Here is an 18791-nt window from a genome sequence, read left to right on the forward strand (position 1 = left end):
TTAACGTGATTGCTACTAAATAGTCAACAACGGGACGTATGGAAAATCTTACTGTGCCTCAAGCCACATCGTCACTGGCCGAGTGGCTTTATTATCTTGAGCGCCTGCATGCCAAAACCATCGACCTGGGCCTGGAGCGGATTGGCCAGGTTGCTCGCCAGCTAGAATTATCCCGTCCAGCCGCGCAGGTGATTACTGTCGCCGGCACCAACGGCAAAGGCACCACTTGCCGACTGCTGGAGACGGTGATGCTGGCCGAAGGCTTGAAGGTCGGCGTCTACAGCTCCCCCCATTTACTGCATTATACCGAACGGGTCCGTATCCAGGGTCGGGAATTGTCCGAACGCCGGCACAGCGAGGCGATGGCGGCGATTGAAACTGGGCGTGGCAATATCTCCTTAAGCTATTTTGAATTTGGTACCCTGGCGGCCTTTTGGTTGTTCAAACAGGCGGCCTTGGATGTGGTGATCCTCGAGGTGGGTTTGGGGGGGCGGCTTGATGCGACCAATGTTGTTGATGCGGATGTGGCCGTTATCACCAGTATTGCCCTTGATCATACTGAGCTGCTGGGGCCCGATCGTGAAAGTATCGGGCGCGAAAAGGCAGGCATCCTGCGTGCCGGTAAACCGGCGATAGTGGGTGAACCCGATCGTCCGGCTTCTATCGACCGCGTCGCTGATAAATTGGCTACGCCGCTTTATTGTCGTGATCGTGACTGGTCGTTTTCCGTTAACGGCGATGTCTGGTGCTGGCGAAATGCCGAAATAACCCTGGAAAATTTGCCGCTGCCGTCCATTCCGCTGGCGAACGCCGCTACTGCACTGGCTGTGCTTAGCAAATGGCCGCTGCCAGTGTCGGAACGGGCGATCCGCCACGGGCTGCTTGATGCCGCGCTGCCGGGCCGCTTTCAAACCATCGGTCAACGGCCGTTGCGTATTCTTGATGTTGCCCATAATCCCCACGCTGCCGGTTATTTGTCGCGACAGCTGGAAAAACTGACCATCACCGGTCGTCTGCTGGCGGTCGTGGGTATGCTGGCGGACAAGGATATCGCCAGCACGCTGGACACGCTGCGCGGTCAAGTGGATCAATGGTACTGCGCATCCCTGGTGGGGCCGCGCGCTGCTACTGCGGCGCAACTGGCGGCGCATCTCAATGATGCGCTGCTATTTGACGATGTGCCGTCGGCTTGGCTCCAGGCGCTGCGGGACGCGGGACCAGAAGATTGTGTACTGGTATTCGGTTCGTTTCATACCGTGGCCCCGGTGATGGCGATGGTCAACCCGGAGAAAGAACGTGGCCAGTAAGTTTCAGAACCGGTTGGTGGGAACCATCATCATCGTGGCACTTGGCGTCATCGTACTGCCCGGCCTGCTGGATGGTAAAAAAAAGCACTATGAGGATAATTTTGCCGCGATTCCATTAGTGCCTAAACCCGGCGATACCGATGAGGGCGATGCTTACCCTCAGGCCAACCAGTCGCTACCCAGCCAGCCGCCGGAAGGTGCGGGGGCGGCAGTGGTACAGTCGAATAAGGCCCAATCGGGTGATGATTCCGCCGCTGCCGGGGGCAATAACAGTACCCCAGCGACGCCACCAAAAGCCCCGGCCCGTCGGGAATCGATAAAAACGGCACCGTCCAAACCGGTGGAGCAAGATAAACCTGCGGTTAAACCACCGGTAGTGAAAGCTGACACCAAACAGGAACCCAAACCGGCGACAACGCAAAAACCAGTGACGCCTGCCAAAGAAACCGTCGAGACGCCGCCGCAGGGCCAGGCCTGGGTGGTGCAATTAGGTGCGCTGAAAAATGCCGCCAAAGTGAGGGAGATCGTCGCTAAACTGCGTCTGGCAGGTTATCGCGCTTATACCGTGCCTTCGGTGCCGGTGGCAGGGCAGATTACCCGTATTTTTGTCGGGCCAGAAGCCTCTAAGCAAAAGCTTGAAGCGGCACTGCCGGAAATGAATCGACTGAGTGAGCTCAGTGGACAACTGCGCGCCTATCAGGCTCATTGATTTACTGAGTACCCGAGGTGGTCAAACGCGAGAATGGCAGCTCTGCGTGTTATCTTCTTGCGTTAATTGGGCTTTTTTAATGGCCGTTGCTAATTTCACTTTGCGCCAAAATTCCGCTGCGCAAACGTTTTCGTTTTCTGATAGAATTCGCCGCGAACCTGCTGACGGGGCGAGTTAACTAGGGATGCATGCATGATCTGGGTTGATTACGCCATTATTGGCATCATAGTCTTTTCTGCTCTGATAAGTCTGATCCGGGGATTTATACGCGAAGCCTTATCATTAGTGACCTGGGGATGTGCGTTTTTCGTTGCCAGCCACTATTATGTGTACCTCGCCGTCTATTTTACCCGCTTTGAAGATCAGTTGGTTCGTAACGGTATCGCGATTGCCCTGTTGTTTGTGGCTACCCTGATCGTTGGGGCAATTGTTAATTACGTGATTGGCTCTCTGGTGGAACGGACCGGTTTATCCGGCACGGATCGGGTGTTAGGTGTGTGTTTCGGCGCGCTCAGGGGCATACTGATCGTCTCGGCCATGCTATTCTTTTTGGATACCTTCACCGGATTCTCCCAGAGCGAGGACTGGCACCAGTCCCAGCTGATACCGCAGTTCAGCGGTATTATCAGATGGTTTTTTGACTATCTCAGAAACACGTCGAGTTTCTTACCGGGGCATTAATCGCCGCGGTAACGCTGATGAGGAAATGACACATGTGCGGTATTGTCGGTATCGCCGGTTTTATGCCGGTCAACCAGTCGATTTATGACGCGTTAACGGTGCTTCAGCACCGTGGGCAGGATGCGGCGGGCATCGTCACCATTGATGCATTGGATTGCTTTCGATTACGCAAAGCCAATGGTTTGGTGAAGGATGTATTTGAAGCCAGACATATGCAGCGTCTGCAGGGCAATATGGGCATTGGCCATGTACGCTATCCCACTGCCGGCAGCTCCAGCGCCTCCGAGGCCCAACCTTTTTATGTCAATTCCCCGTTCGGCATCACGCTGGCTCACAACGGTAATCTGACCAACGCTCACGAGCTGCGCAAAAAATTGTTTGAAAAAGGGCGCCGTCACATTAATACAACGTCCGACTCGGAAATCCTGCTCAATATCCTGGCCAGCGAGCTGGACCGTTTTCCTGACTATCCACTAGAGGCCGATAATATTTTTGCGGCAGTGGCGGCCACCCACCAGCAGATTCGTGGTGCTTATGCCGTGGTCGGCATGATCATCGGCCATGGCCTGATCGCATTTCGCGATCCTAACGGCATTCGTCCGCTGGTCATTGGCAAACGCACTTTGGCCGATGGCCGCAATGAATATATGGTGGCGTCCGAAAGCGTGGCGCTTGACACCCTTGGCTTTGAATTCCTGCGCGATGTGGCGCCGGGTGAAGCAGTGTATATTACTGAAAATGGTCAATTATTCACCCGCCAATGCGCGGAAAATCCGCAAAGCCATCCCTGCCTGTTTGAATATGTCTATTTTGCTCGCCCTGACTCGTTTATCGACAAGATTTCCGTTTACAGTGCCCGGGTGCGCATGGGACAAAAATTGGGTGAGAAGATTGCGCGCGAATGGGAGGACCTGGATATTGATGTGGTGATCCCCATCCCGGAAACCTCCTGCGACATTGCGTTGGAAATCGCGCGTATTCTTAACTTGCCTTACCGTCAGGGATTTGTAAAAAATCGCTATGTGGGCCGTACGTTTATCATGCCCGGTCAGCAGGTGCGTCGCCAATCGGTACGCCGCAAGCTTAACGCCAACCGTGCCGAGTTCCGTGATAAAAATGTCCTATTGGTGGATGACTCCATCGTACGTGGCACTACATCGGAACAAATTGTCGAAATGGCCCGTGAAGCCGGAGCGCGCAATGTTTACTTGGCCTCTGCGGCACCGGAAATACGCTTTCCCAATGTCTACGGCATTGATATGCCTAGCGCAACCGAACTGATTGCCCACGGCCGTGAAGTGGCTGAAATTCGCAAACTGATCGGCGCCGATGCGTTGATTTTCCAGGATCTCAGTGATCTGGAAGCGGCGGTACGGGAAGATAACCCGGACGTGACGCAGTTCGAATCCTCGGTATTTAACGGAATCTACGTTACCAAGGACGTTGATCAGCGTTACCTTGATTATCTCGAATCGCTGCGTAATGATGATGTCAAAGCGGTACGCATGCAAACCGAGGTGGAAAACCTGGAAATGTATAACGAAGGCTAAGCAAACCGGCGTCCGGTTAACCGGTAGTCGACGCATTCACCCGGGCGGTTATTCGTGCCGGGTGTTTTATTATGGGCTGTCAGCAGTAGGGACCTGGTGTCCGATTGTCTTGATGGTCGGCAATGCGCGTCGCGTCCGTGACTGGCAGTGATGGTCAAAAAGAACGTCGTGCCCAGATCAGGGAGAAAGCACATGAAACAACTGATAGTAGGTATAACCGGCGCCAGTGGAGCGGTGTACGGCGTAAGACTTTTGCAAGTACTCCAGACCGTGGACCACGTGGAAACCCACCTGGTGCTGAGCAACGCTGCGCGTCAGACCCTGGCATTGGAAACTGATTATAGCGTGCGTGAAGTTCAGGCCATGGCCGATCGGGTGCATGATTGCCGGGATATCGCCGCCAGCATCAGTTCTGGCTCATTCAAGACCGCAGGCATGGTTATCTTACCCTGTTCCATGAAGACCCTCTCAGCCATTGTTAACAGCTACAGCGACGGTTTATTGTCACGCGCAGCCGACGTTGTTTTGAAAGAACGCCGCACACTGGTGCTTTGCGTACGCGAAACGCCGCTTCATCTTGGCCATCTACGACTGATGACCGCAGCCGCCGAAATGGGCGCCGTCATCATGCCGCCGGTGCCTGCAATGTATCATCGCCCCACCTCCTTGCAGGACATTATCGACCAGACGGTTAATCGGGTATTGGATCAATTCGACATCGAATTACCTCAGGAGCTGTTTGAACGCTGGCAGGGACAATAGCCCCCGGGGCACCACCTACCGAGTCTATGCTCACCTCACGTCAATGTTATTTTGCCATCCTTTGGTATGACCTGTCGCACCGATTGTGGGCGGACCTGACTCTTATTGCACCAATAGTGATCGCCGGATGTATGATGTTGGTGCAATGAGCCTGGGCGCCAACCTGCCTGTGGCTGGTAAATCAACCGATTGGCTTTTCACGCAGACTATTGAGGTGCATTGAAAGTGTTATTATGGCACTGGGGTAAAGCACTTCGCGGCTAATGTTAAAATGGCACGAAAAGTGCAGTACTTGATTCCAGCAATGACATCACGGTTTATGCCTAACTAAAAATTATACAGAGGGTAAAGTATGAAAAAGCTGGTAAAAGTTCTTCCTTTGGTATTGGCTATCGCCGCCAGCAGCGCTTTCGCTGCGATGCCTAAAGATATTAAAATTGGTACCGATCCGACTTATGCTCCTTTTGAGTCAAAAAATGCCAGTGGTCAGTTAGTGGGTTTTGATATCGATTTAGCTAAAGACCTGTGCAAGCGTATCCAAGCTAAATGTACCTTCGTTGAAAGCGACTTTGATGCACTGATCCCCTCACTCAAAGCTAAAAAAATCGACGCTATCATCTCTTCGTTGTCGATCACTGAAAAGCGTGAGCAGGAAATTGCTTTTACCGACAAACTTTATGCCGCCAATGCGCGTTTGATTGCTAAAGTCGGCACGGCGATTAAACCTACCGTGGATAGCCTGAAAGGCAAGCGTGTGGGCGTGCTACAGGGCTCCACTCAGGAAGCCTATGCCAACGCTATGTGGCAGCCTAAAGGTATCGACGTGGTGGCGTATGCCAACCAGGATCTGATCTACGCTGACCTTGGCACCGGTCGTATTGACGCCGCGTTCCAGGATGAAGTGGCCGGTAGTGAAGGGTTCCTCAAACAACCCGCGGGCAAAGGGTATGTTTTTGCCGGACCTGCGGTGAAAGATAATCAATTTTTTGGTGTTGGCACCGGTATGGGCTTGCGTAAAGATGACCCTGAGCTGAAAGCTGCGTTGGATAAAGCCTTTGCTGAAATGCGTAAAGATGGGACTTACAGCAAACTTGCCAAGAAATATTTTGATTTTGATGTTTACGGCGGTTAATCCTGTTATGTGATATTTGTCCGCGCACCGCGCGGGCATATCCCCTTCATCTTTCATGTTGCAGATCCGTTGGCGGTACTCGTTCACCCGAATCACTGACTTGAGTGAGTTCATCGGAATTTTCTCGCTTGCCGCCTTCGCGCAACATGAAATGTATTGGGTATAGCTATGTTGTTAATCCTCCGACGGGACAGGATATGATCGATGCTTTATGGTTATTCGCAACTCATTTTTAGCGGTGCCCTGGTTACCCTTGAGTTGGCGTTAACGTCAGTGGTGCTCTCGGTGATAATCGGACTGATTGGTGCCGGTGCCAAACTCTCCCGTAACCGCATGCTGGCGGGTATTTTTAATGGCTATACCACACTGATTCGCGGTGTGCCCGATCTGGTGCTGATGTTGTTAATCTTCTACGGATTGCAAATTGCACTTAATAGCCTGACTGAATCTATCGGCATGGACCAGATTGATATTGACCCCATGTCGGCGGGTATCATTACGCTGGGTTTTATTTACGGTGCTTATTTCACCGAGACATTTCGTGGTGCCTTTATGGCGGTGCCGCGCGGACAAATCGAAGCGGCTACCGCGTTCGGTTTTACCAGCGGGCAAATCTTTCGCCGAATTATGTTCCCTGCCATGATGCGTTTTGCGCTGCCTGGTATTGGCAACAACTGGCAGGTCATATTAAAAGCTACCGCTCTGGTATCTTTATTGGGACTCAATGACGTGGTAAAAGCCACGCAATTGGCCGGCAAAGGAACCTATCAGCCGTTTTATTTCATCATGGTAGCGGGGGTGATCTATTTGATCTTCACCACTCTCTCCAACGGGGTGCTGTTATGGCTGACCCGGCGTTATTCTTTGGGCGTTAAGAAGGCCGAGCTATGATTGAGATCCTGCAACAATATGGACAGGCCTTGTTGTGGAGCGATGGTTATCGTTTTACCGGACTGGCGGTCACCTTATGGTTACTGGTTTCATCGGTGTTCATGGGCGGGATCCTGGCGGTATTTATGGCAGTGGCGCGTGTATCGCCCAGGCCATGGGTGCGTTTTCCCGTCTGGCTGTTTACCTATGTTTTTCGCGGCACGCCGCTGTATGTACAGTTGTTGGTATTCTATTCGGGTATGTACAGCCTGGAAATTGTACGCGGCACCGATTTGCTCAACGCCTTTTTCCGCAGCGGGTTTAATTGCACCATTTTGGCGCTAACCCTTAACACTTGTGCTTACACCACCGAAATTTTTGCCGGCGCCATCCGCGCCGTGCCTCATGGTGAAATTGAGGCGGCCCGTGCCTACGGATTTTCCTGGTTTAAGCTTTATCGCTGCATCATTCTGCCATCGGCGCTGCGAACCGCTATCCCGGCTTATAGCAACGAAGTGATATTGATGCTGCATTCCACCACCTTAGCGTTTACCGCCACAGTGCCTGATGTGCTGAAGATAGCCCGTGATATTAACGCCGCCACCTACCAGCCTTTTTATGCTTTTGGCATCGCGGCGGTTATCTATCTACTGATCTCATTTGTGCTGATCGGATCGTTCCGCAAGGCTGAAAAACGCTGGCTGCGGCATGTTAAACCGCAATAAGCCCATAACGTGCAGGATAATACTATGCAAGAAACCAAACTGTTGATTAAGGAACTGCACAAGCGCTATGGCGATCAGGAAGTGCTCAAAGGCGTCTCCCTGGAGGCTCGTGCGGGTGACGTTATCAGTATTATCGGATCTTCAGGCTCCGGCAAAAGCACCTTTTTACGCTGCATTAATTTTCTGGAAAAACCCAGTGAAGGATCTATTAGCGTCAACAATATTGATATTCATATGGTGCGCGATAGCGACGGACAGCTAAAAGTGTTTGATAAAAAACAGCTGCAGTTATTGAGAACGCGGCTGACTATGGTGTTCCAGCACTTCAATTTATGGAGTCATATGACGGTGTTGGGAAACGTGATGGAAGCCCCCATACAGGTGTTGGGGTTGAGTAAATCACAGGCATATGAACGTGCAGTGCTGTATTTGGATAAGGTGGGCATCGACGAACGTGCACGGGCTAAATTCCCGATCAACCTTTCCGGCGGTCAACAGCAGCGGGTTTCTATTGCTCGGGCGTTGGCGATGGAACCGGACGTATTATTGTTTGATGAACCGACGTCGGCGCTAGACCCTGAGTTGGTAGGCGAAGTGCTACGCATCATGCAAAAGCTGGCCGAAGAGGGGAAAACCATGGTGGTGGTTACCCATGAAATGGAATTTGCCCGGCACGTTTCAAATCATGTGATTTTCCTGCACCAAGGGGTAATCGAAGAAGAGGGTAGCCCGGAAGAGGTGTTTGGCAATCCACGCAGCCCCCGGTTACAGCAGTTTTTATCCGGCGCGCTCAAATAGGGCATCCGGCCCTATTGATCTTTTAGTATCTCTGCCAGAGCCGGTTTAAGTTCCATATATCTGAAAGTAAAGCCAGCCTGTTCAAGGCGTTTAGGTACCGCGCGCTGGCCGCCCAGCACCAGCGTGGCGCCTTCGCCCATCATCAGCTTTACCGCGCAGGCCGGTGCGCGCATTAATGCAGGTCGGTGTAGCGCTTCGCCGAGAATGGCCGCAAATTGCTCATTGTGTACCGGGTAGGGGGCAACCAGGTTAAACGGCCCCTGCAGCCCATCGGTAGTAAGCAGGAATATCAGGGCGTCCACCATATCATCGATATGAATCCACGGCAGAAATTGCCGTCCGTGGCTTATGGGGCCACCCAACCCTACTTTAAACAGCGGCAGCAGTTTGCTCAGCATGCCACCATCCGCCGCCAGTACGACGCCGGTACGCGACAGGCACACTCGCGTGCGCGGACTTTGTGCACTTAAGGCTAGCGTTTCCCAGCGTTGACATAACGTATGGGTAAACTCTTCCACTGGCGTTTCGTCTTCGGTGACCAGTGTCTGATCTTGGTTGCCATAAAAGCCGGTTGCCGATCCGGAAATAAACACCGACGGTGGATTGTCGCTTTGACGCAGCAGTTGGCTTAAGCGATCGGTTATTTCCCAACGGCTGCGGCAAAGACGTTCCTTTTGCTCAGCGCTCCAGCGCTTGTCCGCAATGGGTTCGCCGGCGAGGTTAATGACCGCGTCAAACGCATCAAGGCTGGTACAGGAGGCCAGGGTGGTTAGGGTGGTGATGTGGGTCCCCAAGATTTGGTGCGCACGCGTCGGATCGCGGGTCAGCACCGAGATCTGATGTGATAATGCCAACAAACGTGCGGTGAGGTGCCGCCCGATTAACCCCGTGCCACCGGTAATTAAAATTTTCATAATTGCCTCGCTTCCCGCAATGTGCGTGCGCCAAAAAACGCTCCAGAATCAAGCATAGGTCATAACGTGATGAAATTGGGTGCGCTCTGGCAATATATTGACAATAAACTGACAAAATTTTAGCAAAAAGTCTACAACAATCAGCGGTATGCGGACTGCGCTGTAAAACTGTAATAAATTTGCTGTGATGGGGGCGGTAGATCACGCCGGACACTCCAGCCCAGGGCGTTTAGCGGATACGCTTCATCGGTGGCGACGCAGTGCATCCTGCCTTGACGTGCTTACCGCAGTCGTTATTTTTGTTAAACTTATGGCAACGTCGTATTCGCCAACCACCGTGAGGATAAATGATGAAACTTATGTTTGCCGCCGATATCCATGGTTCATTAACTGCGACTCAACGGCTCCTGGCAGCATTTGACGCCAGTGGTGCTACCTGGCTGGTACTGTTGGGTGATTTACTCTACCACGGCCCGCGCAACCCCTTACCGGATGAATACCAGCCTGCTGAGGTCGCCAGCCAACTCAATCATTACGCCGATCGGATTATCGCGGTGCGCGGCAACTGTGACAGTGAAGTGGACCAGATGCTGCTGGAATTCCCTATTACCGCGCCATGGCAGCAGATATTGCTGGAAAAAACCCGTATTTTCGTCACCCACGGCCATCTGTTTAGTCCGGCTAGCCGGCCACCGCTGTGTCACGATGACGTATTGGTTTACGGGCATACCCATGTTCCCCATGCCGAACGGGTGGACGACATGGTTTGTTTTAATCCCGGCTCGGTTGCTTTGCCCAAAGGGGGATTTCCTGCCAGCTATGGTGTGCTGGAAGATAAAATATTACGGGTTGTTTCAATGGAAGCGAGCGAGACTATTGCGCAAGTGGCAATTTCCCACTAAGTTATGACGGATCGACTCGTGCGGGTTACGTATTTCATTACAATTTACAAAATAGGTGCGCGGCTCTCCGCGTCTCATAACAAGGGATTCGAAAGATGGTGGAACAGAGTCAGGCGGTAGGCGTGGAATGGGTTGACATCGTCAACGAAAACAATGAAGTCATTGCCCAGTCTAGCCGCCAGCAAATGCGCGCTGAACGCCTCAGGCACCGTGCGAGTTACATTGTGGTTCATGACGGTATGGGTAAAATTCTGGTGCAGCGCCGTACCGCCGCCAAGGATTTCTATCCGGGGTATCTGGATGCCACCGCCGGTGGTGTGGTGCAAGCCGGTGAAAACATGCTGGAATCAGCGCGCCGGGAGGCGGAAGAGGAATTGGGGATTGCCGGTGTGCCTTTCGCCGAACATGGGCTGTTTTATTTTGAAAATGAACACTGTCGGGTGTGGGGGGCGTTGTTTAGCTGCGTCAGCCACGGTCCGTTCGCCTTGCAAGAGGCGGAAGTGGAAGCGGTAAAATGGCTCAGTCCCGAAGAAATCACCGCCCGTTGCGATGAATACACGCCGGATTCGCTAAAGGCGCTGTCGCTGTGGATGAGCCGCAACAACCATAAAGCCTATGGCAAGTCGCTGCCTCCTACCCCACCAGCAGACGAGCCCGTCGCCGAGTAATCCCTGAACGCCATAAAAAACGCCGGCTTAACGCCGGCGTAGTGATGACATTACTTGGCGGTTTCAGCCTGTTTGGACTGAATGGCAGTCAACGCAATGGTATAAACGATATCGTCAACCAGCGCGCCGCGCGACAGATCGTTCACCGGTTTGCGCATGCCTTGCAGCATTGGCCCGATGGAAATCAAATCTGCAGAACGTTGAACCGCTTTATAAGTGGTATTACCGGTATTCAAGTCCGGGAAGATAAAGACGGTGGCTTTGCCCGCAACCGGTGAGTTCGGTGCTTTGGACAGCGCGACGTCGGCCATGATGGCTGCATCGTATTGTAGCGGACCGTCGATAACCAGATCAGGACGTTTTTCTTTTGCCAAACGCGTCGCTTCGCGCACTTTTTCCACATCGCTGCCGGCGCCGGAGGTGCCGGTTGAATACGAAATCATGGCGACACGCGGGTCGATACCAAAAGCGGCGGCCGAATCAGCGGACTGGATAGCGATTTCCGCCAGTTGTTCTGCGGTAGGATCGGGGTTGATGGCACAGTCGCCATACACCAGAACCTGTTCAGGCAGCAGCATAAAGAATACCGATGATACCAGCGAGCTGCCCGGGGCGGTTTTGATCAACTGCAACGGCGGACGGATGGTATTGGCAGTAGTATGTACTGCACCGGATACCAGGCCGTCGACTTCCCCTTGTTCCAACATCAGGGTACCGAGCACCACATTATCTTCTAGTTGTTCACGCGCGACCACTTCGGTCATGCCCTTACTCTTACGCAGCTCAACCAGACGTGGTACATAACGTTCACGGGCCAGTTCAGGATCGATGATTTCGATGCCTTTACCCAGCTCAACACCCTGAACGGCCGCCACGCGCTGAATCTCTTCTGGATTACCCAGCAACACACAATGGGCGATACCGCGTTCGGCGCAAATTGCCGCTGCTTTGACCGTGCGCGGTTCGTCCCCTTCAGGCATCACAATACGCTTACCGGCCTGGCGCGCCAGTTCGGTAAGCTGATAACGAAACGCAGGGGGTGACAAACGACGGGAACGTTCTGAGCTGGCAGTGAGGGATTCAATCCACTGATTGTCGATATGACCCGCCACGAAGTTTTGCAGTTTTTCCACCCGGCTACGATCGTCCGGTGGGACCTCCAGACTAAAACTTTGCAGGCTGAGCGAAGTCTGCCAGGTATTGGTCTGCACGGTAAACATCGGCAGGCCGGTTTGGAAGGCGCGTTCGCATAGGCTTTTGATCTGTGGATCCACCTGATAACCACCGGTCAACAGAATAGCGCCCAGTTCAACACCATTCATGGCGGCCAAACAGGCGGCAACCAATACATCGGGACGATCGGCAGAGGTCACCAGCAGCGAGCCTGGACGGAAATGCTCCAGCATATTCGGTAGGCTGCGTGCGCAGAAGGTCACGGATCTGACACGGCGGGTGCGGATATCGCCTTCATTGATAATGGTCGCGCCCAGATGATTTACCATATCGATGGCGCGCACGGCGATAAGATCAACACTCCATGGCACACAGCCCAGGATTGGCAGCGGACTGTTTTCAAACAGCTGCTTCACATCAAGCTTGGCCACGCTGTTCTTTGCAGAGTCATCAAAGATTTCCGACAGGTCGGGACGTGTACGGCCCTGTTCATCCACCGGTGCGTTCAATTTATTAACGATAACACCGATGATATTTTTGTTTTTGCTGCCGCCAAAGCTGGAGCGAGCAAGCTCAATGCGTTCTTTTAACTGATCCGGCGAGTCATTCCCCAGGGACAATACAAAGACGATTTCCGCGTTCAGGGTTTTGGCTATTTCGTAATTTAATGCATTGGCGAACTGATGTTTGCGCGTCGGGACCAAACCCTCCACCAGAACCACTTCGGCATCTTTAGTATTGTCGTGATAGCGGGAGATAATCTCTTCCATTAACACGTCTTGCTGGTTGGAACCCAACAGTGATTCAACGTAACTCATGCGCAGTGGTTCTGCGGACGGGATAGCGGAGTTGGCGCGGATAATATTGGTGGTGGCATCAAAGCCATCATCACCGGTGCGAGGCTGTGCGATAGGTTTGAATACGCTCAAACGCACGCCTTTTTGTTCCATAGCGCGAATAACACCGAGGCTGATGCTTGTCAGACCGACGCTAGTGCCAGTGGGGATCAACATAATTGTACGGGACACGGCTAAACCTCTTTAAACGGTTGCTCGTTAGTCTAAAAGTATTTCGCCGGCGGAGCCGGCGAAACGGGTAGATGGTGTTACGCCGTTAGGCGCGCTGCATCTTGGGCTATCACCAACTCTTCATTGGTGGTAATCACAATGGCTGGACGGCTGGTGTCAGTGGTGATAACACCGCTGTTGCCGAAGCGGGCAGCTTCATTGCGTTTATGATCGATTTCAAAGCCGAGCAGCGACAGTTTTGCCAATGTCAGCTCACGAACTTTCGCCGCATTTTCGCCGATACCACCGGTGAAAATCACCGCATCCAGCCGGCCTTCCATCAGGGAGGTGTAGCCGCCGATATACTTCGCCAAGCGATGGCAGAACACATCCATGGCACGCTTGGCTTGCGGTTTGGTGTCGTAATTGTCGATCACCCAACGCATATCGCTGGTCTCGCCGGTCAGGCCTAGCAGTCCGGATTCCTTGGTGAGCATTTTATCGATTTGTTCAACCGACATGCCCATGGCATTATGGAGGTAGAATACGATGGCAGGATCAATATCGCCACTGCGGGTGCCCATGACCAATCCTTCCAGCGGGGTGAGCCCCATGGAGGTATCAACGCTCTGGCCATTGCGCACTGCGGTCACTGAACCGCCGTTGCCGAGATGGCAGGTGATCAGGTTAACCTGTTCCATAGGTTTACCCAGCAGCTTAGCGGCTTCGCGGGTTACATAGAAGTGGCTGGTGCCGTGAGCGCCATAGCGGCGGATGCGGTGCTCTTCATACAGCGAGTACGGCAGGGCATAAAGGAATGACTCTTCCGGCATGGTCTGGTGGAACGCCGTATCGAACACGGCAACGTTCTTATCGGCCAGCTTGGGAAACGCTTTGAGCGCTTCGTTGATGCCGATGATATGTGCCGGATTATGCAGTGGTGCAAACGGGATGGAATCTTTGATCGCCTGCAGCACATCATTGGAGAGCAGGGCCGAACTGGTGTATTTTTCGCCGACGTTGACAATGCGATGCCCGATGGCAGTGAGTTGCGCGGATAATTCTGGTTTTTGAGCAAGAATTGTATTAACAATAAAGCTCAACGCTTCGCTATGTGCGGCACCGTTGCCTAACTCTGCTTCATGTTTACCGCCGTCGATTTTCCATTTGATGCGGGCTTCGGGCAGACCAAAGCATTCGGCGAGGCCGGAGAGATGTTCTTCACCGTTGGCGGCGTCGATGATGGCAAACTTTAGGGATGAACTGCCGCAGTTGAGAACCAGTACAAGCTTACTCGACATGAAAGTACCTATCTGTTATGCATGTGTGTAATGCATGGTTAATAAATCATCAATCAGTCTTAAAGCGTAGCGCATTATGCCGTTGAGATTTATGATTAACATCATGCCAAAGTGGGTTTTTTTGACATGAAATCGAAAACTATTGAAGTTAAACATGATATTCGAAATGCTGGTTTCCTTCCCGTTGGCAGATGCCGATGGGGGTAAACACAGTCTCGTTGCTTAGGCGGTTTTATACCGGCCTATAGGCGGCAATAAGGATAACGATTGCCGGCATTAAAGACAAAATATATTTAAAAGTTATCAAAATAGCTTGTTAATTTGCACAAAAATTTTAAATTTTATTCGTAAAGTTGAGGTCTGCTATGGCGACACTCCCTTCCGGTTCGGTAAATTGGTATAAAATTTTCCAACGCGGACAAGACTACATGAAAACCTGGCCGGCCGATAAACGTCTGACGCCATTTTTTCCTGAGAACCGCATGATTGTTGCCACCCGCTTTGCGGTGCGTTATATGCCGGCGGTGGCGGTATTCACGCTCTCCTGGCAAATTGCCATGGGTGGCCAACTCGGTCCGGCTGTGGCAACGGCGATTTTTGCCTGCAGCCTGCCGATGCAGGGGTTGTGGTGGCTAGGCAAACGCTCGATTTCTCCTCTGCCGCCAACGTTGTTGCACTGGTTCCATGAAGTGCGCCATCAATTGAGCGAGGCGGGACAAGCCATGGCACCGTTGGAAGGCATACCCACTTATCAGATGCTGGCCGACGTACTCAAACGCGCATTCAAATTGCTGGATAAGGCTTTTTTGGACGATCTTTAGGCCATGTGCCGTGAGCGGCCAGTGCGTTTGTGAGCCAGGGCAGATATTCTGCTCTGGTATCAGGGCGTCGCTGAAGTCGTCTGCGCCCATAAGCCTCACGGTTGTTGCTTCCCCGGTTGGTCTGGCCGCCCGTTGGGCGAAATTTCGCCACCTGCTGTTTTATATCAAAGAAGCGTCGGCTTGCGGTTCCGCCAGCTTGGGCATTATGCGATGCTGATGCTAAGGACAGGCTGCTGTCGGTGCAAACAGACATACAATTAGGAGTTGATGATGGAGATGACAAACGCCCAACGGTTAATTCTGTCGAACCAGTATAAAATGATGTCCATGCTGGATCCGGACAGTGCCGAGCGTTACCGCCGTCTACAGACCATCGTGGAACGCGGTTATGGCCTGCAAATGCGCGAGCTGGATAGAGAATTCGGCCAGCTTAGCGAAGATGTGTGTCGCACAATTATCGATATCATGGAATTACACCATGCGTTGCAGGTCTCTTGGTCGAATCTTAAAGACCGGCAGGATATTGATGAACGGCGCCTGGCGTTTCTCGGCTTTGATGCTGCCACCGAGGCCCGCTACCTCGGCTATGTGCGTTTTATGGTCTCCATCGAGGGGCGTTATCCCCACTTTGACTCCGGCACCCATGGTTTTAATGCCCAGACCAAGATGTGGGAAAAATACCTGCGCATGTTGGCCGTCTGGCAATCCTGCCCGCGCCAGTATCATCTCAGCGCAGTAGAAATTACCCAAATTATCAATGCCTAATGGCGTAACCCGGAGAGATGCCTGTGCTGTGTAAAGGTTTTTTGTTTGACCTTGATGGAACGTTAATTGATTCATTGCCGGTAGTGGAATTAGCATGGGGAAACTGGGCTAGGCGCATGAATATTCCGCTGCAGGAAGTGTATGGTTTTATTCATGGTAAACAGGCTATTACCTCTTTGCGACACTTTATGCCAGGCGCCAGTGAGGAGGTGATCCAGGCGGAATTTATCGCGTTGGAAACCTTTGAGGCACAGTGTGTTGAGGGGGTTACTGCGCTACCCGGTGCCGTCGCGCTGCTCACGAGGTTAAATGCATTGGGTATTCCTTGGGCCATTGTCACCTCGGGCTCGATCCCGGTGGCCTCAGCCCGGCTGTTGGCGGGGAATTTACCGCCGCCGGCGGTGTTGGTCACCGCTGAGCAGGTGGCGCGGGGCAAACCTCAGCCGGATGCTTATCTGCTGGGGGCGCAAAAGCTTGGGTTGCTGCCTGCTGAATGCATCGTGGTGGAGGATGCGATTGCCGGCATTCAGGCGGGCTTGGCGGCCGGTTGTCCGGTGATAGCGGTTAACCCACCAGATGAAACGCCGCAAAAAGAGGCCATTAGTTTGTTAATCACGTCACTCGAGCATCTTTGCGTTGAGCAAGATGTGCACGGCGTGCGGGTGAGCTTGCACCCGGCCTGAGTGTCGCTAAGCAACATGCTGGCGCAGATAAAAATGATGTAGCCCCGTATAGGCGGGGCTTTTTTGTGGCATGATTTCGCCAAGACATCCCGGGCTATGCTTCGCAACACCACGTCAGCGCCGCTGGCGGTCTATTGCGGCCCAGCCTACAACCGGTTTAGGACTATCATGAGTTATCAACTCATCTGGGTGCTGACGCTACTGCTGGTCGCCATTTTTTTATTTACCACCAATAGAGTACGCATGGATGTGGTGGCGCTATTGGTGATTATCGCGTTTGTGCTTAGCGGCACCCTGACGCTGCCCGAGGCGACGGCGGGTTTTAGCGATCCGAACGTCATCCTGATCGCCGCGTTATTTGTGATTGGCGAAGGATTGGTACGCACGGGTGTCGCTTATCAGGTTGGCGAGTGGTTGATGCGGGTGGCGGGTCAAAATGAAACCCGCATGTTGATCTTGTTGATGCTGACGGTGGCATTGTTGGGCGCGGTGATGAGTTCATCAGGCGTAGTGGCGATTTTTATTCCGGTGGTACTGCGAGTCTCCTCGCGCATGAAAACCTCGCCAAGTCGCATGATGATGCCGTTAAGCTTTGCTGCGCTGATAAGCGGCATGATGACGCTGGTGGCAACACCGCCAAATATGGTGGTTAACAGCGAGTTGGTGCGTGATGGCGTCGAGGGTTTTGGTTTTTTTGCCGTGACGCCGGTGGGTGTCGTGGTGCTGATCATGGGGGTTGGGTATATGCTGCTGGCGCGTTATTGGCTGGGCGGCGGTGAGGGCGACCGGGAACGGGATCAGTGGACCCGACGGACCTTTCGCGATTTGATCCGCGATTACAAACTTACCGGAAGGGCACGACGGTTGGCGGTACGTGCAGGATCTCCGCTGATTGGCCAACGGTTAGATGATTTACGTCTGCGCGATCGCTACGGTGCCAATGTGGTGGGCATTGAGCGTTGGCGTAAATTCCGGCGAGTCATGATCAGCGCCGGCGGCAATACTGAGTTGCACCAGCGTGACGTATTGCTCATCGATATGACCACCTCGGAAAACGGCTTACGCCAGTTCTGTGGTGAGCAGCAGCTGGAGCCGATGGTTTTGCGTGGCGAGTATTTTTCCGAACAGGCAAGGGATGTGGGTATGGCCGAGGTGAGCCTGATCCCGGACTCGGAGTTGATTGGCAAGTCTCTAAGTCAGGTCGGTTTTCGCAGCCGTTATGGTGTCAATGTGGTTGGTATTCGCCGCAACGCCCAGGCGATGAGCGGCAAGTTAATCGATGAGGAACTGTCGCTGGGGGATATCCTGCTGGTTATCGGTGACTGGAAGTTGATCCGTCAGTTGCAAATTAAGAAGAACGATTTTATTTTGCTCAATCTGCCCGCCGAAGTGGATGACGTAGCGCCTGCAATCAGTCAGGCGCCCCATGCACTGTTTTGTCTCGCACTCATGGTGGCGATGATGCTTAGCGAGGCGATCCCTAATCCGGTTGCCGCGTTGATCACCTGTGTGTTGATGGGCAAATTCCGCTGTATCGATATGGAAAGCGCCTACCACGCCATCCATTGGCCGAGCCTGATCCTGATTGTCGGCATGATGCCTTTTGCGCTGGCATTGCAAAAAACCGGCGGTGTTGACTTGATGGTGCGATTGCTGATGGAGATTTCGGGCGGGGCAGGTGCGCATGTGATGTTGCTCAGTCTGTTTATCCTTTGCGCGACAATCGGATTATTTATTTCCAATACTGCCACTGCGGTTCTGATGGCGCCGATTGCGGTGGCTGCCGCCAGAGAAATGGCGGTATCGCCTTATCCGTTCGCCATGATTATCGCCATTGCCGCGTCGTCAGCCTTCATGACGCCGGTATCATCACCGGTTAATACGTTAGTGCTGGTGCCTGGTGGCTATAAATTCAGCGATTTTCTCCGCATCGGCGTGCCCTTTACCATAATGGTGATGGTGGTTAGCGTGGTATTGGTGCCGATGCTTTATCCCTTCTGAGAGCAAGATGCGCAGAAACCTT

General features: G+C 52.9%; 18 protein-coding genes. 15 read left to right on the forward strand and 3 right to left on the reverse strand.

The window, feature by feature from the left end; translation table 11 throughout:
• The first annotated feature begins 38 nt into the window (after positions 1-38).
• From folC to hisP, 9 genes are all read left to right on the forward strand, one after another.
• Entirely contained in the window at positions 39-1307 is a 1269-nt protein-coding gene (gene folC / locus SJI19_RS00945; protein WP_323476374.1) for a bifunctional tetrahydrofolate synthase/dihydrofolate synthase, read from the forward strand.
• On the forward strand, positions 1297-2016 hold the full coding sequence (dedD, locus tag SJI19_RS00950) for a cell division protein DedD (RefSeq protein WP_323476375.1): 720 nt from the start codon (positions 1297-1299) through the stop codon (positions 2014-2016). Before folC ends, dedD begins: the two co-directional genes overlap by 11 nt.
• 192 nt (positions 2017-2208) lie before the next feature.
• A complete protein-coding gene (gene cvpA, locus SJI19_RS00955) occupies positions 2209-2697 on the forward strand; it encodes a colicin V production protein (protein WP_323476376.1) in 489 nt (162 codons plus the stop codon).
• 32 nt (positions 2698-2729) lie between these two features.
• A complete protein-coding gene (purF, locus tag SJI19_RS00960) occupies positions 2730-4247 on the forward strand; it encodes an amidophosphoribosyltransferase (RefSeq protein ID WP_323476377.1) in 1518 nt (505 codons plus the stop codon).
• Positions 4248-4439: 192 nt separating this feature from the next.
• Positions 4440-5009: a UbiX family flavin prenyltransferase gene (locus SJI19_RS00965; protein WP_323476378.1), complete on the forward strand. Its 570-nt coding sequence runs from the start codon at positions 4440-4442 to the stop codon at positions 5007-5009.
• Positions 5010-5361: 352 nt separating this feature from the next.
• A complete protein-coding gene (locus SJI19_RS00970; protein ID WP_323476379.1) occupies positions 5362-6141 on the forward strand; it encodes a lysine/arginine/ornithine ABC transporter substrate-binding protein in 780 nt (259 codons plus the stop codon).
• A 204-nt stretch (positions 6142-6345) separates the two neighbouring features.
• On the forward strand, positions 6346-7032 hold the full coding sequence (locus SJI19_RS00975) for a histidine ABC transporter permease HisQ (protein ID WP_323476380.1): 687 nt from the start codon (positions 6346-6348) through the stop codon (positions 7030-7032).
• Positions 7029-7736 carry an ABC transporter permease gene (locus SJI19_RS00980; RefSeq protein WP_323476381.1) on the forward strand — a complete coding sequence of 236 codons (708 nt, stop codon included), beginning with the start codon at positions 7029-7031 and terminating at the stop codon, positions 7734-7736. Before SJI19_RS00975 ends, SJI19_RS00980 begins: the two co-directional genes overlap by 4 nt.
• Positions 7737-7760: 24 nt before the next feature.
• Positions 7761-8534, forward strand: a complete 774-nt coding sequence (hisP, locus tag SJI19_RS00985; protein WP_323476382.1) for a histidine ABC transporter ATP-binding protein HisP — start codon at positions 7761-7763, stop codon at positions 8532-8534.
• Between the two features lie 11 nt (positions 8535-8545).
• Here the strand turns inward: hisP and SJI19_RS00990 are convergent, their stop codons facing one another.
• Positions 8546-9448, reverse strand: coding sequence for a TIGR01777 family oxidoreductase (locus SJI19_RS00990; protein ID WP_323476383.1), 903 nt, complete (start codon positions 9446-9448; stop codon positions 8546-8548).
• 350 nt (positions 9449-9798) lie between these two features.
• Here SJI19_RS00990 and yfcE point away from each other — a divergent pair, with 350 nt between their 5' ends.
• Both yfcE and yfcD read left to right on the forward strand, forming a co-directional pair.
• Positions 9799-10350 (forward strand): phosphodiesterase, encoded by a 552-nt coding sequence (yfcE, locus tag SJI19_RS00995; protein WP_323476561.1) that lies wholly within the window; start codon positions 9799-9801, stop codon positions 10348-10350.
• Positions 10351-10445: 95 nt separating this feature from the next.
• The gene (gene yfcD / locus SJI19_RS01000) at positions 10446-11018 is read left to right on the forward strand and encodes an NUDIX hydrolase YfcD (RefSeq protein ID WP_323476384.1); all 573 of its coding nucleotides are present in this window, start codon (positions 10446-10448) and stop codon (positions 11016-11018) included.
• A 50-nt stretch (positions 11019-11068) separates the two neighbouring features.
• Here the strand turns inward: yfcD and pta are convergent, their stop codons facing one another.
• Together pta and ackA are read right to left on the reverse strand one after the other, a co-directional pair.
• The gene (pta, locus tag SJI19_RS01005; RefSeq protein WP_323476385.1) at positions 11069-13219 is read right to left on the reverse strand and encodes a phosphate acetyltransferase; all 2151 of its coding nucleotides are present in this window, start codon (positions 13217-13219) and stop codon (positions 11069-11071) included.
• Between the two features lie 77 nt (positions 13220-13296).
• Positions 13297-14499, reverse strand: coding sequence for an acetate kinase (ackA, locus tag SJI19_RS01010; RefSeq protein ID WP_323476386.1), 1203 nt, complete (start codon positions 14497-14499; stop codon positions 13297-13299).
• A 365-nt stretch (positions 14500-14864) separates the two neighbouring features.
• Here ackA and yfbV point away from each other — a divergent pair, with 365 nt between their 5' ends.
• From yfbV to SJI19_RS01030, 4 genes are all read left to right on the forward strand, one after another.
• Entirely contained in the window at positions 14865-15320 is a 456-nt protein-coding gene (gene yfbV, locus SJI19_RS01015) for a terminus macrodomain insulation protein YfbV (protein WP_323476387.1), read from the forward strand.
• Positions 15321-15590: 270 nt separating this feature from the next.
• Positions 15591-16085: a YfbU family protein gene (locus tag SJI19_RS01020; RefSeq protein ID WP_323476562.1), complete on the forward strand. Its 495-nt coding sequence runs from the start codon at positions 15591-15593 to the stop codon at positions 16083-16085.
• A gap of 23 nt (positions 16086-16108) precedes the next feature.
• A complete protein-coding gene (locus SJI19_RS01025; protein ID WP_323476563.1) occupies positions 16109-16768 on the forward strand; it encodes a sugar phosphatase in 660 nt (219 codons plus the stop codon).
• A 168-nt stretch (positions 16769-16936) separates the two neighbouring features.
• Positions 16937-18769, forward strand: coding sequence for an SLC13 family permease (locus tag SJI19_RS01030; protein ID WP_323476388.1), 1833 nt, complete (start codon positions 16937-16939; stop codon positions 18767-18769).
• Positions 18770-18791: the final 22 nt, after the last annotated feature.

Source organism: Acerihabitans sp. TG2, assembly GCF_035013185.1.
In the GTDB taxonomy this organism is placed as follows: domain Bacteria; phylum Pseudomonadota; class Gammaproteobacteria; order Enterobacterales; family Enterobacteriaceae; genus Acerihabitans.